The 19,171-nt window shown below is 50.0% G+C and carries 18 protein-coding genes; 11 read left to right on the top strand and 7 right to left on the bottom strand.

Going from position 1 to position 19,171, the window contains the following annotated elements; translation table 11 throughout:
- Positions 1 to 227 precede the first annotated feature (227 nt).
- A complete protein-coding gene (locus FH871_RS13260; protein WP_138991895.1) occupies positions 228 to 602 on the top strand; it encodes a response regulator transcription factor in 375 nt (124 codons plus the stop codon).
- Between the two features lie 27 nt (positions 603 to 629).
- On the opposite strand, the gene FH871_RS13255 is transcribed toward FH871_RS13260, so the two are convergent.
- Positions 630 to 1,355, bottom strand: a complete 726-nt coding sequence (locus FH871_RS13255; protein WP_138991894.1) for a hypothetical protein — start codon at positions 1,353 to 1,355, stop codon at positions 630 to 632.
- Complete coding sequence (locus FH871_RS13250; protein ID WP_138991893.1) at positions 1,352 to 1,933, bottom strand: RNA polymerase sigma factor; 582 nt, start codon at positions 1,931 to 1,933, stop codon at positions 1,352 to 1,354. The genes FH871_RS13255 and FH871_RS13250 overlap by 4 nt, the downstream gene beginning before the upstream one ends.
- A 128-nt stretch (positions 1,934 to 2,061) precedes the next feature.
- Here FH871_RS13250 and FH871_RS13245 point away from each other — a divergent pair, with 128 nt between their 5' ends.
- Positions 2,062 to 2,793 carry a hypothetical protein gene (locus tag FH871_RS13245; protein ID WP_138991892.1) on the top strand — a complete coding sequence of 244 codons (732 nt, stop codon included), beginning with the start codon at positions 2,062 to 2,064 and terminating at the stop codon, positions 2,791 to 2,793.
- Between the two features lie 79 nt (positions 2,794 to 2,872).
- On the opposite strand, the gene FH871_RS13240 is transcribed toward FH871_RS13245, so the two are convergent.
- Positions 2,873 to 3,892: an acyl-CoA reductase gene (locus FH871_RS13240; protein WP_138991891.1), complete on the bottom strand. Its 1,020-nt coding sequence runs from the start codon at positions 3,890 to 3,892 to the stop codon at positions 2,873 to 2,875.
- A gap of 184 nt (positions 3,893 to 4,076) precedes the next feature.
- On the opposite strand from FH871_RS13240, the gene FH871_RS13235 reads away from it, so the two are divergent.
- The 3 genes from FH871_RS13235 to FH871_RS13225 all read left to right on the top strand — a co-directional run bounded on the left by FH871_RS13235 (position 4,077) and on the right by FH871_RS13225 (position 7,407).
- Entirely contained in the window at positions 4,077 to 4,430 is a 354-nt protein-coding gene (locus FH871_RS13235; protein ID WP_114406544.1) for a 4Fe-4S dicluster domain-containing protein, read from the top strand.
- Positions 4,431 to 4,792: 362 nt separating this feature from the next.
- The gene (locus FH871_RS13230; RefSeq protein WP_138991890.1) at positions 4,793 to 6,010 is read left to right on the top strand and encodes a porin; all 1,218 of its coding nucleotides are present in this window, start codon (positions 4,793 to 4,795) and stop codon (positions 6,008 to 6,010) included.
- A gap of 68 nt (positions 6,011 to 6,078) precedes the next feature.
- Positions 6,079 to 7,407: an ammonium transporter gene (locus tag FH871_RS13225; protein ID WP_138991889.1), complete on the top strand. Its 1,329-nt coding sequence runs from the start codon at positions 6,079 to 6,081 to the stop codon at positions 7,405 to 7,407.
- A 218-nt stretch (positions 7,408 to 7,625) separates the two neighbouring features.
- On the opposite strand, the gene mtaB is transcribed toward FH871_RS13225, so the two are convergent.
- Positions 7,626 to 8,975 carry a tRNA (N(6)-L-threonylcarbamoyladenosine(37)-C(2))-methylthiotransferase MtaB gene (gene mtaB / locus FH871_RS13220; protein WP_138991888.1) on the bottom strand — a complete coding sequence of 450 codons (1,350 nt, stop codon included), beginning with the start codon at positions 8,973 to 8,975 and terminating at the stop codon, positions 7,626 to 7,628.
- A 109-nt stretch (positions 8,976 to 9,084) separates the two neighbouring features.
- Positions 9,085 to 10,917 (bottom strand): LTA synthase family protein, encoded by a 1,833-nt coding sequence (locus FH871_RS13215; RefSeq protein WP_138991887.1) that lies wholly within the window; start codon positions 10,915 to 10,917, stop codon positions 9,085 to 9,087.
- A 319-nt stretch (positions 10,918 to 11,236) separates the two neighbouring features.
- On the opposite strand from FH871_RS13215, the gene FH871_RS13210 reads away from it, so the two are divergent.
- The 6 genes from FH871_RS13210 (at position 11,237) to FH871_RS13185 (ending at position 17,844) form a co-directional block, all read left to right on the top strand.
- Positions 11,237 to 13,426: a glutamine synthetase III gene (locus FH871_RS13210; RefSeq protein WP_138991886.1), complete on the top strand. Its 2,190-nt coding sequence runs from the start codon at positions 11,237 to 11,239 to the stop codon at positions 13,424 to 13,426.
- 203 nt (positions 13,427 to 13,629) lie between these two features.
- Complete coding sequence (locus FH871_RS13205) at positions 13,630 to 14,838, top strand: M28 family peptidase (protein ID WP_138991885.1); 1,209 nt, start codon at positions 13,630 to 13,632, stop codon at positions 14,836 to 14,838.
- Positions 14,839 to 14,931: 93 nt separating this feature from the next.
- Positions 14,932 to 15,501 (top strand): hypothetical protein, encoded by a 570-nt coding sequence (locus FH871_RS13200; protein WP_138991884.1) that lies wholly within the window; start codon positions 14,932 to 14,934, stop codon positions 15,499 to 15,501.
- Between the two features lie 29 nt (positions 15,502 to 15,530).
- Positions 15,531 to 16,232: a 16S rRNA (uracil(1498)-N(3))-methyltransferase gene (locus FH871_RS13195; protein ID WP_138991883.1), complete on the top strand. Its 702-nt coding sequence runs from the start codon at positions 15,531 to 15,533 to the stop codon at positions 16,230 to 16,232.
- 2 nt (positions 16,233 to 16,234) lie between these two features.
- Entirely contained in the window at positions 16,235 to 16,906 is a 672-nt protein-coding gene (locus FH871_RS13190; protein WP_138991882.1) for a DUF4159 domain-containing protein, read from the top strand.
- 125 nt (positions 16,907 to 17,031) lie between these two features.
- Positions 17,032 to 17,844, top strand: a complete 813-nt coding sequence (locus FH871_RS13185; protein WP_138991881.1) for an acyl-CoA desaturase — start codon at positions 17,032 to 17,034, stop codon at positions 17,842 to 17,844.
- 149 nt (positions 17,845 to 17,993) lie between these two features.
- Here the strand turns inward: FH871_RS13185 and FH871_RS13180 are convergent, their stop codons facing one another.
- Together FH871_RS13180 and FH871_RS13175 are read right to left on the bottom strand one after the other, a co-directional pair.
- Positions 17,994 to 18,521 carry a 5'(3')-deoxyribonucleotidase gene (locus FH871_RS13180; protein ID WP_138991880.1) on the bottom strand — a complete coding sequence of 176 codons (528 nt, stop codon included), beginning with the start codon at positions 18,519 to 18,521 and terminating at the stop codon, positions 17,994 to 17,996.
- The gene (locus FH871_RS13175) at positions 18,518 to 19,135 is read right to left on the bottom strand and encodes a hypothetical protein (RefSeq protein WP_138991879.1); all 618 of its coding nucleotides are present in this window, start codon (positions 19,133 to 19,135) and stop codon (positions 18,518 to 18,520) included. Before FH871_RS13175 ends, FH871_RS13180 begins: the two co-directional genes overlap by 4 nt.
- Between the last annotated feature and the right edge of the window lie 36 nt (positions 19,136 to 19,171).

Raw genomic sequence — 19,171 nt, 5'->3', positions numbered from 1 at the left:
TTGGTGTGGAATGCGTCAACCCCTTAGTCGTTTTTTTGTCGGATCAGGCTAACAACTTGTCTGGAAATTCAGGGAGGTATACGGTTTTCAGTTTTCGGTGGCTGTCGCACACGAAACTGCCAATAGCTTGTAAGGCGGTAGACTCGCCGAAAACCGTATACCGTAAACCTGTTTCCCTTTCACCGACTTCTGCCGACTAAGAGAATGAACCCAACGTAAGGAAATGTATGGCAGTTCGTATTGTGATTTATGAGGGAGATTGTAGTTTTCGAAAAGCCCTGTCCAGTCAGATTGCCGTCACGGCGGGATACGTCTTGCTGGGCGCGTTTGCGGATACGCAGGAATTGGAAAACCAACTCCGCGGGCTGAATCCGCAGGTGGTTCTGCTGGATATTGAACTCTCCGTAGAGCACGGAAAAACCGCCAACGGGCAACTGCATCGTGAATTTCCGGAGGTCGATGTGTTGTTGCTGACCAGCGATGACCTGGACGAACGGGTGATGGAAGGGATTTGCGCGGGCGCTTCCGGGTATTTGCTCAAAAAAAGACCCCCCGACCGGATTCTACGGGCCATTTGCGAGATTTACGACCGGTCGCAATAACCGAAAAACCGTCTGGCAAAACCGGCTCTATAGTTTTTCAATCAGCACTTCGGCTTCCGCCTTTCCCTCCAGATTCTGCTCGATGACCGTTTTGAACAGCGTTTCGGCCTCACGAAGATCGCCCGGTTGTCCGCGTTTGAGTCGGCTCAGGGCTTCCAGAAACAGACCGGGGTTGGCAAACAGATCGGTGCGTTCGCCCAGCCGGTGGAAATGGTCGATGGCCTGGTTGTACTGACCGGTTCGGAGGGCAACCAGGCCAGCCAGTTTCCGGGCGCGATCATCGGTGGGGTTGCGTTGCAGCAGGTCATTGAAAACCACCCCGGCTTCCGGTAGTTTTCCTTCATTGTAGCGGGCAATCCCGGTTTGAAGGCTGTCGGTTTGTCCATCCATCCGGGTAGGCAACTGGCTGAAATGCTGCCGAATATACTGATCGGCCAGTTCAGCAGCCGATGGCGTCTGACGCTGGAACAGCCAGTAACCACCCAGTCCGAGAACCAGCATTACGCTTGCTGCCATGGCGAGCCAGACGCGAGCCGGCAACTGACGAACCGGCCCCGACTCTTCCCGCAACGTTTCAAACCGCGCTTTGCGGTCGGCGCGGGCTTCGTTTTGGGCCGCTTGCCGCGCGGTCAGGTAGAAAGCGACGGCTTCGGCCAGCGCGGAATCGGTTTCCAGGGAAGTTTCAAACCGCGCCCGTTCCTCCACCGGCAAGCGGCCCGAAAAATAGTCATCGATGCGTTCCAGGTTGTTCATTTGTATAAGTCCCTCAAACGTTCCAAACACCGCAACCGGCTGGTTTTGGCAACTGCCGCCGTGTTATAATTCAGTTGCCGGGCAATTTCCTCGTCAGAATACCCTTCACCCCAGGCCAGAATCATCTCCCGGCACTTGTCACCGAGCGTACCAACCAGTTTACGCAACCGCTCGACATCGCTCTGGGCAATGAGTTGTTGCACAACCGAACGGGCCGAATCGGGCAGTTGCAGCAGCGAATCATCCAGTGAAAGTGTATCATGAACCCGATCCCGCTGCGTTGATTTTCTCCGAATCAGATCGATACACTTGTTGGTAAAAATCTGGTAAATATACGTTTTCAGTTCTGACCGCCCTTCAAACTGACCCGCAAGGATATTCTCAATGACGGTGAGAATGGTATCGGAATAGGCACTGGCGCAGTCGTCTTCCCCCAAACGGTGTTTGCGGGCACCGTCAACAATGAGATAGGCGTATTTCTGGTACAGACGATCTTCACATTGTCTGCGCTGAACACTACCGGCTTCTAGTCCGGCAATCAGGTCTGAATCGGTTGGCTGGCGAGCAAAAAACCGCATGAGTAGAAGAGTCTGCTTGAACCAAATATGCCGAAAAAAGCGCGCTTTTCAATTTTTTCTGCGCAAGATGTTACCAACGTGGGGGAAGTGTGCGACTAAGAAAGCAGAACAAAACTTCTGCACACACCATGAAAACGATTTTAAGTAGTTCACTCCTCTGCCTGCTTTCTGTTGGGACGTTACTCGCACAAACGAAGTCTTCCGCCGATGCGGTTACACCAATCGACCGGCCCGGTTATTGGGAGGTCTCGACTGATTACCGCACCAACGGAACGGCCATCCGGTATTTCAATGCCGACCAGCAATTGATTCACCAGGAAGTTCATTCCAACAAACTGGTCAAACTGACAAAAAACAACGTACGACGGCTGAATGCCACGATGACGAAAGTGACCCGAAATCAGTTGCAACCCGCCAACGTCAAAACGGTGAACCTGCCGATCAGCAACGAAGACCCGCGAATTGTCCACGACCGCAACCGACTGATGAACGCGGAACGCCGGGCCTCGACTGCCGATATCATGGCAAGGGTTGTGCCCGCAGCGGATGGCTATGAAGCCTTTCTGAAAGTGTTCATTTATAATCCGCACGAAGAACGGTTGCGGATCGAAATTCTCAACTCGAAGGGCTACTCGGTTTGTCAGGAGTTCAGCAACAGTTACCAGCGGTATTACCGGTTTAACCTGAGCAGCATGCCCGCCGGTGATTACCGGGTTCAGATCTATAAGACGTCGGGGAAAAAGCCGGCCTTCGACAATTTGGTTTCACTGAGTCGCAAACCCGCACAGACGTTATGGTCGATGAAGTCCGAAATGCCATTGGGAGCCAGAACCGACTCGCTCATTTCGGAGAAAGACTGACCATGCTGATAGGTTAACGAATCGGATTCCGGGAAGACGCGCTGACTTCCCGGAATTTTGTATGGGTAAACCGCTGCAATCAGATGGTGAGCAGAAAGGCCATCGTATCGACCCCGTCCGCATAATCGCTCAGGCCGGGACGCTGCGTGTGGCCAAGGGGGACGCTGCCCGGATAAGAACCGTCTTTCGAAGCCACACACTGAATTCGGTCGGAAAGGGCGTTCAGTTTTCCTGCCAGGTTTTCCGGGTCGGCGTAGGTTTGGTAATAGAGGGTGGAAATGGGTGAGACCAGCCCTTCGTTTTCAGTTACCAGCAAAAAACCGTTGTCGTAGTGGGGCACACCGTTGATGAGGTAAATCGACTTATTGTAGTCGTAGTTGTTGTTGTATTTGTGGTGGCTCGTGAATTGAAAAGCGAGCGGATCCAGTCGTTGGAGGAACGGAATGAAATCGTAATGTTCCGGAACGAACAGCGTGGAGACGTTGCGGCAGCCCAGACCGAAATAGTCGAGGGCGTCGTGACCCAGTTTGTCCAAATCGTCGGTTGTTTCTTCGCCGGTCAAGATGGCGACGGACGAGCGGTTTCGGCGAATAATGTGCGGTTTTTTGGAGAAATAATACTCAAAGTACCGGGCCGAATTGGAACTACCGGTGGCGATGAACGCATCGGCCTGGTTCAAACGTTCACTAACCTGGATACGATTCGCAAATTTGGGGTTAATTTCAATGATTTTTTGTATTAAATAATTGATAAGTACAAAATCGGGTGTACTTAGCTTGGCCAGCAAGTGGTGGCCACTCAGCAATACACACAGCAAATCATGAAAACCGACGGCGGGGATATTGCCCGCCATGACAACGCCCACATTTTTAGGGGTTTCAGTAGTGACGTTATAACCTTTTATCCATGCCGATAACTTTTCTTCATTTAGGTATTCATCGGCAATGGCCAGGAGGGCTTTTAAGCTGTTTTCCGGCGTAAACCAGTGGTTGGAATAAAAGGCTTTTTCGGCGATTTCAGGCAATTCAGACGTGTTTTGGGCTTCTTTTAGAAAAATTCCCAACTGGACAAATGTGGCAACGCGTTCGCTTAAATTCATTCTGATACGGGATACTGGACGGACTATTGAACGGGCAAAATTAAATTATAGTTTGGTGTCAAACTTTAAATAATTATATTTGTTGATTAATTAACATTCACAATTAACCAGCAACCGTTTCGAAAGGTACGATTCTTTCCTGGAAGAAGGCGTTCCCCACGAATCATTAACTTTCTACCTGCAAATGGCAATCATGATCACAGATGAGTGCATCAATTGTGGTGCCTGCGAACCCGAATGTCCGAACACGGCCATCTATGAAGGTGGTGTCGAATGGACCTGGGGCGGAGGAACCGAATTGGATGTCGTCGATTTTGGTGATGGTACGGTAGTCAACGGTAAAGATCCGCAAACCCCGGTATCCGACGAATTTTATTACATCGTTTCTGATAAATGTACGGAATGTGTTGGTTTCCATGAGGAACCACAGTGTGCAGCCGTTTGTCCGGTCGACTGTTGTGTACCCGATCCGGACAATGTGGAAGAAGAAGATACGCTTCTGGCCAAAAAATCCTGGCTCCATGCCGAAGCGGCCTGATTGACTCACCAGATACCAAAAAAAAATCCCGGATCGCCGATCCGGGATTTTTTTTTGCCCCACGCTTTTCAAAATTGTAAACTATAATAGGATTATTTAAATAATTAATTGAATGGCATGTTAAGGTCTAACTTGTATATTATTCCAAAATAACGTCAGTTTACAAAATATGCTATATTGGTATATTTCATTTAAAAATACTCAATATGGCTCTAGTTTTAAGTGACTTTTGGCAATTTTTATGTATTTATAAGGAAAACTGGATTAAATTTTAGCAAATACTTGCAAATTAGGTATTGAGTAATAATATTTGTGCGTCAATTTAATTAATCAGCTAATTCTCGAACAAACCAAAGAAAATTATGAAAAAAACTGTTTTACTGGTATGTTGTTCGTTTTCTATCTTATTGTCCAAAGCTCAGGACGCCACGACGACTACTTCTAAGCCGCAGGAAGTAGCCGCCACAGAGCCTGAAGCCGAAAACAAGGGTAAATTTTCTTTTTCTGGCTACATCGATTCTTTTTACAGCGGTAATCTCAATAATCCTCGTTCGGGCAGCAACCTCGGAGCAGCCGGCACGGCTCGCGTTTTTGATCAGCGGGCTGGCCAAATTTCTCTGGGTCTCATTCAAACCAAAATCGGGTACAGCACTGACAAGGTCGATGCCGTACTTGACCTGACCTTTGGTCCGAATGCTGATCTGGGCAACTATGGTAACGTGATCGGTCCCCTCTCGGGCGGTACGTCACTGGCCGCCATCAAGCAGGCTTACATCAACTGGAAGACGTCCGATAAATTCTCAATCATGGTGGGCCAGTTCGGTACCCACATCGGGTATGAAGTAATCGACGCTCCGGTCAACTACAATTACTCTTTATCGAACCTGTTCAACAACGGTCCTTTCTATCACACTGGTATCAAGGGTACATATGCTTTCAGCGACAAAGCGTCGTTGATGCTGGGTATTGTCAATAACGTCGATAGCTGGAGAGACAACAACAAGGCAAAAGGCATCATTGGTCAATTGTTTTTTGCACCGGTTTCGGGCTGGAACGTCTACCTGAATGGAATTGTGAGCAACGAGGCCAACCCGGATTCGACGGGAAAAGCCGTAAAAGGGATGTATTCTGTATTTGATCTGACGACGACCTACCAGATCACGGAGAAATTCTTCCTGGGTTTGAATGCCGCCATCGGTTCACAGAAAGAAGATTTTCAAGGCTATGCACCGGTTAAAACGGGGACTTCAACCTGGAGCGGGGTTGCCGTATACACGAACTACGCTTTCACCGGCAAATTTGGCCTGGGCGCTCGCTACGAATATTTTGACAACAAAGATGGTGCGCGCGGTCTGCGTAATTTCAATGGCGAAGGAACGAGTGTCAACTCCATCACCATCACGGGCAACATTACGGCTGCCGACGGTAATTTGCTGATCAAACCGGAGTTCCGGCTCGACAGCTACGCCAAACCCGCTGGCAGCAACACGGCTGAATCCCAGCAGTTTGAAGACAGCGACGGCGCCTATACCAAATCCTCGCAATCGACGCTGGGACTGGCCTTTATCTACAAGTTTTAGTACGCAACCCCACACTGGTCTTTCGGGACCTTTCTCAACCTAATGTACAACTAAACCGTTCAAGTATCATGCAAAAACCATCTTACTTACCGCTTGCCCTACTGCTGATAGTCAGTGTATTGGGTGTGATTTTTCCAGCCGTTCCGAAGGGAATTGTCACCGAAGGCATTAATTCGGGGGATACGGCCTGGATGCTCGTTTCCGCTGCGCTGGTCTTGTTGATGACCCCTGGTCTGGCCTACTTCTACGGAGGTATGGTGAACAACAAAAACGTCATCTCGACGATGCTGCAAAGCTTCATTGCGATGGGTGTCATCAGTATTCTCTGGGTGGTAGTCGGTTTTAGTCTGGCTTTTGGCGAAAGCATCGGGGGTTTTATCGGAAACCCAACCACTTTCTTCATGTTCAATGGCGTACTGGATGGCAAACCATGGCCGTTAGCAGCAACAGTTCCCCTGGTCGTATTCGCGTTCTTTCAATTAAAATTTGCCATGATTACCCCGGCTCTCGTAACCGGTTCGATGGCAGAACGGGTGAATTTCAAATCCTACGTGTTGTTCATGATCCTGTTCAGCCTGATTGTGTATACGCCCCTGGCTCACATGACCTGGCACCCGGACGGTTTCCTGTTTAAACTGGGTGTTCTGGACTTTGCCGGTGGTACGGTGGTGCACATGTCGGCCGGTTGGGCTGCTTTGGCGGGTGCTTTGTACCTGAAACGCCGTAAATCACACATGGAAGCCAGCTACTTCCCACCAGCCAACATTCCTTTCGTTCTGCTGGGTACGGGCTTGCTGTGGTTTGGCTGGTTCGGGTTCAACGCCGGTTCGGCAGTAGGTGCAACGCCCCTGGCTGCTTCGGCTTTCGCCACCACCAACACGGCTGCGGCTGCGGCTGGTTTGGGCTGGGTGTTGTTCGATGCTGCTAAAGGCAAGAAAGTATCCGGCTTAGGATTTGCCATTGGTGCGGTTGTCGGTCTGGTTGCCATCACGCCGGCGGCTGGTTTCGTAACGATCCCGACGTCAATCTTTATCGGAACGGTCGCTTCACTGGTTAGTAATACGGTGGCTCACCTGCGTACGAAATCAAGACTGGATGATACGCTGGATGTGTTCCCCTGCCACGGTGTAGGCGGTATGGTCGGGATGCTGATGACGGGTATTTTCGCTTCGAAAGGTGTTAACTCGGCGGTTGTCGACGAAGGTCTGGCGTTCGGTGATACCAAATTGTTCTTCATCCACCTGATGGCCCTGGTGATCGTATCGGTTTTCGCTTTCGGGACTTCATACCTGCTGCTGATCATCACCAACGCCATCCTGCCACTGCGGGTTAGCGAAGAAGACGAGAAAGTGGGTCTGGATGTGAGCCAGCACGACGAATTCTTAGTAGACGCTTAGTCCAAGATATACTGACAGAGCCACAGGGGTTGCCTGTGGTTTTGTTGTACTCGATGAAGGTATCTGTCTTTGACGGATACCTTCTTTTTTGGAAAAGGAATTATAAATATAAAATGATGAATGCTAAATGTAAAAGGGATTGAGGATGCGATCCTTACCTTTTAAATTTAGCATTCATCATTTTATATTTATAATTCCTTGATTTTAAAGGTGATACCTTAGTGAAGATAAACGATGGATGGCTCTGAAACACTTTCCGTCACTTCCATTAACCCGGCGCTGTTCAGTCCCGTCAGCAGAACGTGTTTGGTTTCGTTGATGAGCAGCGGATCGTAGGTGGCCGTCACCCGAACGTAGTTTTCGGTGAAGCCCAGCATCTGACCGTTTTCGATGTCTTCTTCAAACAGAACGGAGGCTTCACGGCCAACCTGCTGTTCGTAGAAAAACCGCCTTTTATTGTCGGAAAGGCTGTGCAGCATTTTCGAGCGGTCGGCCCGTTTTGACGGATTGACCACCGGTTTTAGGTTCAGGGCGTGCGTGTTGGGCCGCTCGGAATACGTAAAAACGTGCAGATATGAGACCGGAAGTTCGTTCAGAAAGTGGAAGGTTTCCAAAAAAGCCTCGTCCGTTTCGCCGGGATGGCCCACAATCACATCGACGCCAATGCAGGCATGCGGCATCAACTCCTTGATTTTTGCCACCCGTTCGGCATACAGTTCGCGCTTGTAACGACGGCGCATCAACGCCAGGACGGCATTGGAACCCGACTGGAGCGGAACGTGGAAATGGGGGACAAACCGCTTCGAGCGGGCGACGAACGCAATGATGTCGTCGGTCAGCAAATTGGGTTCGATGGACGAAATCCGGAACCGTTCGATGCCTTCCACCTCATCCAGCGCCTGAATCAGTTGCAGGAACGTTTCTTTCGGCAAAACATCCTGCCCGGTTTGGGGTTGCCGCCCAAAATCGCCGATGTTCACCCCTGTCAACACAATTTCCTTCACGTTGCGGGCGGCAATTTCGCGGGCGGCCCGCACCACATTGGCAATCGTGTCGCTCCGGCTGCTGCCGCGCGCCAGTGGAATGGTGCAGTAAGCGCAGGGGTAATCGCAGCCGTCCTGCACTTTCAGGAACGTGCGGGTGCGGTCGTTGAGTGAATAGGACGCATGGTAATCGACGGCTTCTTCAATGGGCGAATTATAAACGGCAGCTTTCCCGGACGGTTCCTTGACAAAATCGCCCAGCAATTCGGCCAGCCGAAATTTCTCGGAGGCTCCCAAAACGGCATCCACACCGGGAATGGTAGCAATTTCCGTCGGTTTGAGTTGCGCGTAACATCCCACAATGGCCACATAGCCATCGGGGTTGATGTGTTGCGCTTCCCGGACAATCTTTCGGCATTTCTTGTCCGCATTGTCCGTAACCGAGCAGGTATTGATGATAAAAATATCGGGCTTTTGATTAAATTCTACGCGCTCATATCCCTTTTGCTCCAGGATGCGGGCCAGGGTGGAGGTTTCGGAGAAGTTGAGTTTGCAGCCGAGTGTATAAAAGGCAATTTTTTTCATTGACTGCAAAATTACAAAACTATTCGGTACAGCCGCAACGAAAGCCGCAAGGTCTTTGAGACGGGGGCACCCAGACCTTGCGGGTTCAAAGCTTTTCGGGATTTCAAGATTATTTATTCAAAAAATCCTGATAGGATTCCTCTTCGTAGGCTTCTCCCAGTTCGATGTCCTGTTGTTGAATGACGCCATTGGAAGAAATGAGTTGGCGGCTGTTGTTGTCGAACAGCAGATGCCGGTTGGGCTGGACGACGCCAAAACCGTTGTTAAACGCAAAATAAGCAAAGGGGCGGTTTTGTGGATTCAGCAAATCCCGGCTCCATTTAAAATCGGTAGCGTCGACCTTCAGTTGTTGTAACAGGGTGGCGGCCAGATCGGTTTGGGATCCGATGCGGTCGATGACCTGCGGTTTGGCTTTCAAAGCGCCCCCCAGCCACAACATGGGAATGTGAAAATCCCGTACCCGGTCGGTTGACAAAACCGGCAGCCGGTGTCCGTGATCCGCCGTAATGACAACGAGCGTGTTTGCCCACCACGGCTGCTTTTTAGCCTGGGCGATAAACTCGCCCAAACTGCGGTCGGCATAATACATCGAATTCAGAAACAAAGATTCTTCATCTGTGCCGGGAAATACCGTCGGCATTGGCACTTCGAAAGGTTCGTGACTGCTTAAGGTGAATAGCGATACAAAAAAAGGCTGCTTGGCTCCGCTCAGATCCGACAGAATACGGCTGTACACCACATGGTCGTGGGCGCCCCATTTGGAATTCCAGTCGCTGGATTTAAAATCCGGTTTGGAAATGATCCGGCCAAACTGGTTGTGGTAGAGGTAGGATTTGATGTTGGCAAATTCGGTTTCACCGCCGTAATAAAACGACGTCTGGTAACCGGCTTTTTTAAATTTCTCGCCCAGCGTTGGCAATTTCGCCGATTTGGTCGGTAAAGTCATAATCGAAGCAGTGGCCTGCGCCGGAAAACCGCTCAAAAGCGCAATCAACCCTTTTTCACTGCGGTCGCCACTGGCGAAGAGCTGGTTGAACAGGATGCCTTCGCGGGCGAGCTTTTCAAACTGCGGGGTAACACCGGCCCGCCCGCCCAAACCGGCAACGGTTTTGGCCGTAAAGCTTTCCCAGACGATGAGAATGACATTCGGTTTCGGGGTGTTCAGCAACGACTGGTGGTTGGTGACCGGCTGAAAGAGTGGTTGTAACGTTCGGTTTGCCTGCCCTTTCGGGAGAAAATGGAAGGGGTTTTTGCCGTATTTATTCCGTTCCAGAACCGAATGCATAAAATTCCATTGGGGGGTTACGGCGGCATAGTTGGCAAAAGCGACCGGTGAGAAATATACGGCACTGACATTCATCGGAGCCAGTTGGGTTCCACCCCGAATGGGAATAACCAGAGCCGCCGTTGCGACCAGCAAAACGGGCGACGCAATCCACCACCGAACCGGTTTCAGCCGAAACACCAGGGGGTGAATCAGCCGTTTAAAATAATAATCGCCCACGAGTAACATACCCACAAAGAGCGTAGTCAGTGATAAAACCGGCGAAGCCGCCACCGACGCGGCTGCTTCCCGCGGGGATTTTAAATAATGCAGTGGTGTAATATCCAGGTGAAAACCCCAGGTTCGGAACACCTCAAGATCGGCCACCGTAATGAGGGAAACAACGATCAGTTCGATGAAGGTGATGATTCGCAGGGACCGCGTGAGTTTCGGGGAAGACCAGTTGGGCAACAACGTGATGAGCAGGGCGGGGATAACGGTCAGGTAACCGGCCGTTGAAAGGTCCATTCGCAAACCGTTGGCAAAAACACCGGCTACAGCCGCGGCATTCAACTGACTGGATTGGGGTTGATACATCAAAAAGAGAACGCGGCTCACCAGCAACCAGCCGGTCCAGCCCGTCAAATACGCCATTAGAATAAGCAAACGACTCTTCATTATTTTGGTAAATACAATGGCCAGGGGAACGCAAAGGTAATACGATTCCGGGCGGGATAATGGCTTATTATGTAAACGGTTATAGAATTGTGGTTTACTTTATCTTTCGTAGGTACAATTTGTTCTGGGGTAGGTGCAAAATTTGGATGAAATAGGTATTTTCTCAGATGAAGGAATTTCAATAGTCAAAAACCAATTTTTGTAATTTTCAGCAATTTTTCGTGAAAAATAGGTTAAAACGGATGTTATTTCTTGGAAATTACAACAAATAATCAGTATTTTTGGGTGTTTTTAATCCAAAAACCACCTCGAACCTAATATGTCAAACTTTCGGTTTAAAGCTCTCGAAATTGCACAAAGTCGGCAAGCCCTCACTGTTCCACCTCCGGCAGAACGTGTAACGGAATACTATGGTTCCTACACATTTAACAACGAGGTTATGCGTTCCCTGCTGTCGCCGGAAGCATATCTGAAAATTACACAGGCCATCGATACCGGCGGTAAAATTGACCGCGACATTGCCGACGAAGTGGCAAATGCCATGAAAGCCTGGGCAACGGCGAAAGGTGCCACCCACTATACGCACTGGTTTCAGCCTTTGACGGGAGCAACGGCCGAAAAACACGACGCTTTCTTCGATGTGACGATGGACGGAAAAGCCATCGAAAAATTCAAAGGGGGCGCTCTGGTTCAGCAGGAACCGGATGCATCCTCGTTTCCAAGTGGTGGTCTGCGGAACACCTTCGAAGCACGCGGCTACACCGGTTGGGATCCGAGCTCGCCGGCTTTTTTAATGGACAATGGCGCGGGTGGAAAAACCCTTTGTATTCCCTCCGTATTTATATCGTATACCGGTGAAGCGCTTGACTACAAAACGCCTTTGCTGAAAGCCCTCCTGGAAGTTGACAAAGCCGCTACCGCAGTTTGTCAGTATTTCGACCGGAATGTTACCAAAGTAACCCCAACCCTGGGTGTCGAGCAGGAATATTTTGTCGTTGACAAAGCCCTGTTCTATGCCCGTCCGGATTTGGTTATGGCCGGTCGCAGTGTTTTCGGACATTCTCCGGCGCGTGGTCAGCAACTGGAAGACCACTATTTTGGCACGATTCCTCCCCGGGTGAATGCCTACATGGTTGACTTTGAATTTGAAGCCATGAAACTGGGCATGCCGGTTCGGACGCGTCACAACGAGGTGGCACCGGGTCAGTTCGAGGTAGCGCCAACGTTTGAAGAAGTAAACCTGGCCATCGACCACAACGCCCTGTTGATGGATTTGATGGAAAAAGTGGCCGAAAGACACAACTTCAAAGTGTTGTTCCACGAAAAACCGTTCGCCGGTATCAACGGTAGCGGGAAGCACAACAACTGGTCGCTGGGCACCAATACCGGCGTGAACCTGCTGGCTCCCAGCTCGAAACCAAAAGAAAGCCTGCGGTTTCTGACGTTCCTGGTCAACGTGGTAAAAGCCGTTCACGATCACGCGGATCTGCTGCGCGCCAGCATTGCCTCGGCGGGTAACGAATACCGTCTGGGTGCCAACGAAGCGCCCCCGGCTATTGTATCCGTGTTCCTGGGCGAGTCGCTGACAAAAGCTCTGGAAGACCTCGAAACGAAGTCGGAAGTGATTGTCAACAAAGGCGATAACGTCTATTACAAATTGGGGATCAACCGCATTCCGTCACTGCTGCGGGACAACACCGACCGGAACCGGACCTCACCGTTTGCTTTCACCGGAAACAAGTTCGAATTCCGCGCCGTGGGTGGTGGAGCCAACTCGGCGTCTACCATGACGGTTCTGAATACGATCGTTGCCGCCCAGTTGGTTACTTTCAAACAGGAACTGGATGCCCGTCTGGCCAATGGCGAGAAGAAAGAACTGGCCATCGTCGAGATTCTGAAAGACTACTACAAGTCGTCGAAACGGATTCTGTTCGAAGGAAACGGCTATTCGGATGAGTGGGTTGAAGAAGCCGCCAAACGGGGTCTGTCGAACATCAAATCGACACCGGAAGCATTGGGTGTGTATCTGAAACCCGAATCGCTGGAATTGTTCGAGCGCGTAGGTGTTCTGAGCCATGCCGAAGTAGAATCACGCTACGAAATCGAACTGGAGAAATACATCAAAAAAGTACAGATCGAGTCACGGGTTGTGGGTGATCTGGCGATGAATCACATCGTTTCAACGGCGCTGAAATACCTGAACAAACTGGCAGAAACCGCCAAAGCGCTGGTGGATCTGGGCATGACTGACGAAGCTGAGCCGATCAAAGACCTGATCAAAGAGATTTCAGCCCGCGTCATCGCCATCAAGAAAAACGTCGAAGAAATGACGGAAACCCGCAAGAAGGCGAACAATTTGACTGATACGGCCGAAATGGCGAAGCTATACGCTACAGAAGTAAAAGACTTCTTTGACGTTATTCGCTACGAAGTTGACAAGCTGGAACTCATCATCGATGATGAAGACTGGCCTCTGGTAAAATACCGCGAGTTACTTTTCGTCAAGTAATAGTAATTTTCCAACCATATCGTTACATAAAGCCTGCGCCAATTGGTGCAGGCTTTTGTTTTGCTACGGCACGAGGCTTTTTTTTAGTCCTAATTATCGGTTTTGACAACAATGAGTGGTTTATTTACATTTCTGCCCGCAAAACCCAAAAACCGGTTTTGCGCGTTTAGAAAGTAAAGGCCCAACCTCTAACCGAACAAGTAATGCCGTTTTCGATGGACACCCTGCTGCGCGATTTAAGCCGCCTGCCACACCGGGGGGCGGCCACGGCTTTCGAAGCGTCCGCGATTGAACGGTTGTCATTGGCCCTTCGGGAACTGCAGGCCACCGTAACGGTCGAATCCTTCCGGACGCCCCGTACCTATGTGACGGTGATTTACTGGTTAATCGCCGGCATCGTTACCGGGCTGCTGACGGCACCCTGGCTGGGCTGGCTGGCGGTGCTCTGGACGTGGGGCTGGGTAACGTTGGCCTGGTTGTTTTTCAACTGGCGGTTTTCGCCTGTCACCCGGCTTCCTCCCCAGGTAACTTCCCACAATGTCATTGGCCGATGGCGTGAAACCGGGTTTGGGTATGCCGGTGACCAGGAAAAACCGGTGATGAAAGCCATTTTGATGGCGCATTACGATACCGCTCCGATCTCGCTCTTATACCGAACCGGCACCGTCAATAGTTTCCATACCACCCTTGTTCTGTCGCTGGTGCTGATGCTGGGGGCCGGGCTGTTGGTACTCTTCGAACAACTGGGCGTAAACAGCGACTGGATGCCGTGGATTCGCTACGGTCTGATTGCCTACTTTGTTCTGCAGGCCCTGCTCGGAACGCTCGGGTATTGGCTCTATGGCTACACCAACGGAGCAAGCGACAACGCAACGGGGGTAGTGGCCGCCATCGCCACCGCCGAACGGCTGAAGCAATTGTATATGCCCGGACTGGAAACCGAAGTGGTGCTGACCGGGGCGGAAGAAGCGGGTATGATTGGCTCCCGGGCCTATCTTGACAAACACATCGACAGTTGGCCCAAAGGACGGACAGTGGTGGTTAACTTCGATACGCTGGGCAATGGATCACTGCGGATCATTAAACATACCGGAACCGTTGAAGTTATTGAATACACCAACGACCTGATGAAAACGGCGGAGCGTTTGCTGGAGGAAAAACCGTTCCGTGGGGTGGTCAAACCCGGGCGCTGGCACACCGCCGATTTCGACAGCGTCTGGTTTGTGCGCCGGAAAATTCCGGTAATGACCCTGACGGCGATGGATGCCAAAGGCCGGATGCCCAACATTCACCGCCCGGAAGATCAGTTGCTGGTGACGGATGTCAGTGCCATTCCAACGGCGGTCGATTTTGCCATTCAGACGCTTGTCCGGCATTACCAGACGTATGAAATCACCGCCGAGCGGTTGTGAATTGAACGGTCTGCCGGTTTTAGATGTTGAATTTTACGGGCGGGTTTGTAGATTTGCCCAATCGATCACACGCAAATTTTAACGATTACTGCCATGGGGACGTATAAAAACGAGGGATTTGAACCCGCGACGATTCAACTTCTGAAAGAGGAATGCCAGGAAGAAGGAAGTTCATTCGTCTATGTAGAGGATGAAGATGACGATTTGGAGGTTCTGAATTCCGGCGAATGCGTTCACGTTCAGTTTGTTGGCAAACATAAGGATAACGAAGTTATTTACGATGCCATTATCTATACGTTGCGGCTTCACCACAGCAGCCTGGTGTATGAAATGGCCATGGAAAAGGTCAAGAAATCGTTCCCTCAATACATTCCCGTAGAAGAGCGGAAACCCGATTATCGGATTGACGCGGAACTGGAAGAGGAAATTGAGTTGTTCTTAACCGAGTTGATCGAAGAAATCGAAGAGACCGAAGCGGTTAAGGTGCAGGAACACATTGAAATCGATCACGAATTTGAATATGGAATTAGTCTGGATGTCTGCCTGAATGTGGAAGAAATTTCGGAAGAGGTCATCGAAGATTTCATCGCTCAGTTCAACAGCAATTCACTGAAACTGGACAAGACGATGTATTCCTTTACCAACGACGAACCCGAAGAATAAGCGTTAATTTCGACGGTTCGTCCGCATTTATGCACCTGTTTTATCAGCCCGAATCGGAAACAAACGCTTTTCTGAGCGAAGAAGAATCCCGGCATTGCGTCAAAACGCTGCGGCTGACCAAAGGAGCGGCTATCGATGTGACCGATGGTCGGGGCAAACGTCACAACTGTGTCATTGAAACCGCCGATCCGCGCCGGTGTACTTTTCGGATTGTTGACACGCGTAGCGAAGTTCCCCGGCCGTACCGGATTCACCTGGCCGTGGCTCCGACCAAGAATATGGACCGGATCGAATGGCTGGTGGAAAAAGCGGTCGAATTGGGCGTCGATCAGTTCAGTTTTTTTGTTAGCCAGCATTCTGAACGCCGGATGCTCAAAACCGACCGACTGGAGAAGATCGCTGTCGCTGCCATGAAGCAATCCCTGCAGTTGTTTATGCCGGTGATCGATCCTGTGCAGGATTTCAAAACCGTACTGATCCAACCTGCCGACGAGCGATTTATTGCGCATCTTCCCGAAAACGCACCAGCGGAATCTTTGTTGAAAGCCGCTAAACCGGGACGATCGACTTTGGTGCTGATTGGTCCTGAGGGCGATTTTTCGGAGCGTGAAATTCAACAGGCCCTTGAAAATGGGTTCAAAATGGTTAAATTAGGGGAGACCCGGCTGCGGACTGAGACGGCGGCTCTGGCGGCCTGTCATACGATTCATCTACTTAATACGTTAACCTGAGCATGAAGCGACGTACTGGATTTCTTTTAACGGTTTTGTTTTTCACGTTGACGACAACGTTGTCGGTGAAAGCCCAGTATTCGTATAAAATTGCCAAATTGAAATACAACGGCGGGGGCGACTGGTACGCCAACAAAACGTCCATTCCCAACCTGATCAAGTTTTGCAATGCCAACCTGCGGATGAATATTTTTCCGGAAGAAGACATTGTGGAGGTAGGAAGCCCCGAATTATTTTCGTATCCCTTCGTTCACATGACGGGCCACGGGAACGTCGTTTTTTCGGATGCCGAAGCCCAAAACATGCGCCGGTATCTGATGTCGGGCGGTTTTTTGCACATCGACGACAACTACGGGCTGGATAAATTCATCCGGCGCGAGATGAAAAAGGTGTTTCCGGAACTGTCGTTCATCGAATTGCCGTACAATCATCCGGTTTATCACCAGAAATTCAACTTCGCCAACGGCTTGCCTAAAGTACATGAACACGATGGGAAGGCACCACAGGGATTTGGATTAATCTGGGAAGGGCGTTTAATCTGTTTTTACAGTTTTGAGTGCGATTTGGGGAATGGCTGGGAAGATCAATCCGTTTATAATGACCCTGAAGAGGCTCGCCAGCAAGCTTTACGCATGGGAGCCAACCTGTTACAGTATTCGACGACCGCTTTTTGAGAAAATAAATAAAAAATAAAAATTTGTCTTATTCGGTTAACTATCGGCGTTATTGTTGTAGATTTGTAGAATCTAATTGCACTGAAGTTGGTTTTTAGCCATTCACCTTTAACAAATTTAATCCCGTGGTAATAATCCTTATTGCCTTTGTTGTTCACTGGTACGTATCGCTTTTCTGCCAGACATTTTTTCTGCACCGGTATTCGGCTCACAAAATGTTCACGATGAGCAAGGTATGGGAACGCTTTTTCTTTTTCCTGACCTATCTCTCACAAGGGTCCTCGTATTTGAGTCCTCGCGCTTACGCCGTTCTGCACCGGATGCACCATGCTTTCAGTGATACTCCCAAAGACCCGCACTCTCCACACCACACGAAAAACGTGTTTACGATGATGTGGAAAACGAAAGATCTATACAATGCCGTCCTGAACCGGGTGCGGCCAATTGAAGCTAAATTTGACCGCAACTACCCGGAATGGTATGCACTGGAAAAAATCGGTGATTCCTGGATTTCACGCGTAGCCTGGGGAACCGTGTATTCATTGTTCTACATCTTCGCCTTCGTTTACCTGGATATGCACTGGGCGTTTTTCTTCCTGCTGCCGATTCACTTCCTGATGGGACCGATCCACGGAGCGATTGTGAACTGGAGCGGACACAAATACGGTTACGCCAACTTCGACAACCACGACCGGTCTAAAAACTCGATGTTTTTTGATTGGCTGATGATGGGCGAACTGTTCCAGAACAACCACCACAAACGTCCGAATGCCGCTAATTTCGGTGCGCGTTGGTTTGAACTCGATCCGACTTACCCGGTTATCCGGCTGTTGTCGGCGGTGGGAATCATTAAAATGCGCCCGGCAAAAGTGACCAGCCCGGAATTTGAAACGGGTCATGATCGTCTGGTTGAACATAATGAGAAAATGTCGGCTTAATCTGCCTTGACTTCTAACATAAAAAATGCCCGCCAGTCTGACTGGCGGGCATTTTTTATGTTAGAGAAGAAAGAGGGTAGACAAGAGAATAAAGACTTTATCATGGTGGAACGGTCTTTATTCTCTTGTCTAATCTCTTTCCTCTCTTTCTACAACAACTCCTTCGCCACTTCATTCCACGAGAGCACCCGTTGGAAAATGGTATTGTCGCGGTTGTGGGGGGCGTCGAACAGAAGGCCTTTTCCCTGAAAACTGACCAGATTATACGGCATGTCGTCGATCATGATGTCGGCCCGCAGAATGCTCTTGTCTCCACAGAAGACCCGGTTTTTCCAGTGAATGTGCGGGAAATGCTGATCCAGCCAGTCGTATTTTTCCGAAAGGGAATTGCGAAACTCCATAGCCGCCGAGGTAACGAACAGGTCGTATTTTTCGGAAAGCGCCTGCGTCACTTCAATGGCTCCGGGCATAACGGGAATGTCGGCAAAGAAACCCGGTTCGTGGACATAATCCGCCAGACGTTTGTACACATCCTTTTCCAGCAGTTCATGAAACGAATTCTCCCGGAATACAGTGGGCAATGCCGATGTATCAAAATCACGGCGGTAAATGGCAATAAACTTGCCGACGGTGTCCGCCAGCACATCATCCATGTCGATGGCAATACGTGGTTTCATTCTTTGAATTTTATACCAATGGCTCTTTTGCCGCTTGAATAGACAATGGCGTCGATGGGCTTCTTGGCTTCGGTTGCTTCTTTTTTTACACGGCGAACAAATTGTTCGATATCTTCTTCAATGGAATTGTTCACAATGCCACTGGTAAAGTAGGATTTGGCTTTCACACCCCCGGAAGCATCGACTACAGTTTCGTAATCCAGTAGCGGCTCATTCATGACGTAAACGGCCAACCCGTCAATTTTTCGGACCTTAGCAAGTCCTTTGTTGGCGCCCGCTTCCTCTTTGAATTTAACGGCAATAGCGGTTTTTGAGCCCGAGATGACGACAGCATCGAATGCTTTGTTGTCTTTTTTGCCGTCCTTACTGGCCCGTCGAACAAACTGGGCGGCTTTTTCAGAAACCCCTTCATTCACGACTCCGCCGGTAAACAGGGATGCGGCTTTGGCACCGGATGCGATTTCGAACACGGTTTCGTAGGCGCGCAGCGGTTCGCACATCACGTACGTTTCAATGCCCTGAATTTTATCAACCCGTGCGTTTGTCTGCGCGAAAACGGTCGTAAAACTAAGAATGCTACAAAAAACAGCAGGAAAAACGAGTTGCAATTTCATGAGTAAAGTATGTCGTTTGGGTGAAATGATCCGAAA

The organism is Larkinella sp. C7, from assembly GCF_006149005.1.
In the GTDB taxonomy this organism is placed as follows: Bacteria; Bacteroidota; Bacteroidia; order Cytophagales; family Spirosomataceae; genus Larkinella.
Note: the sequence above shows the minus strand (reverse complement) of the source record. Positions and strands in the feature narration are given on the sequence as shown.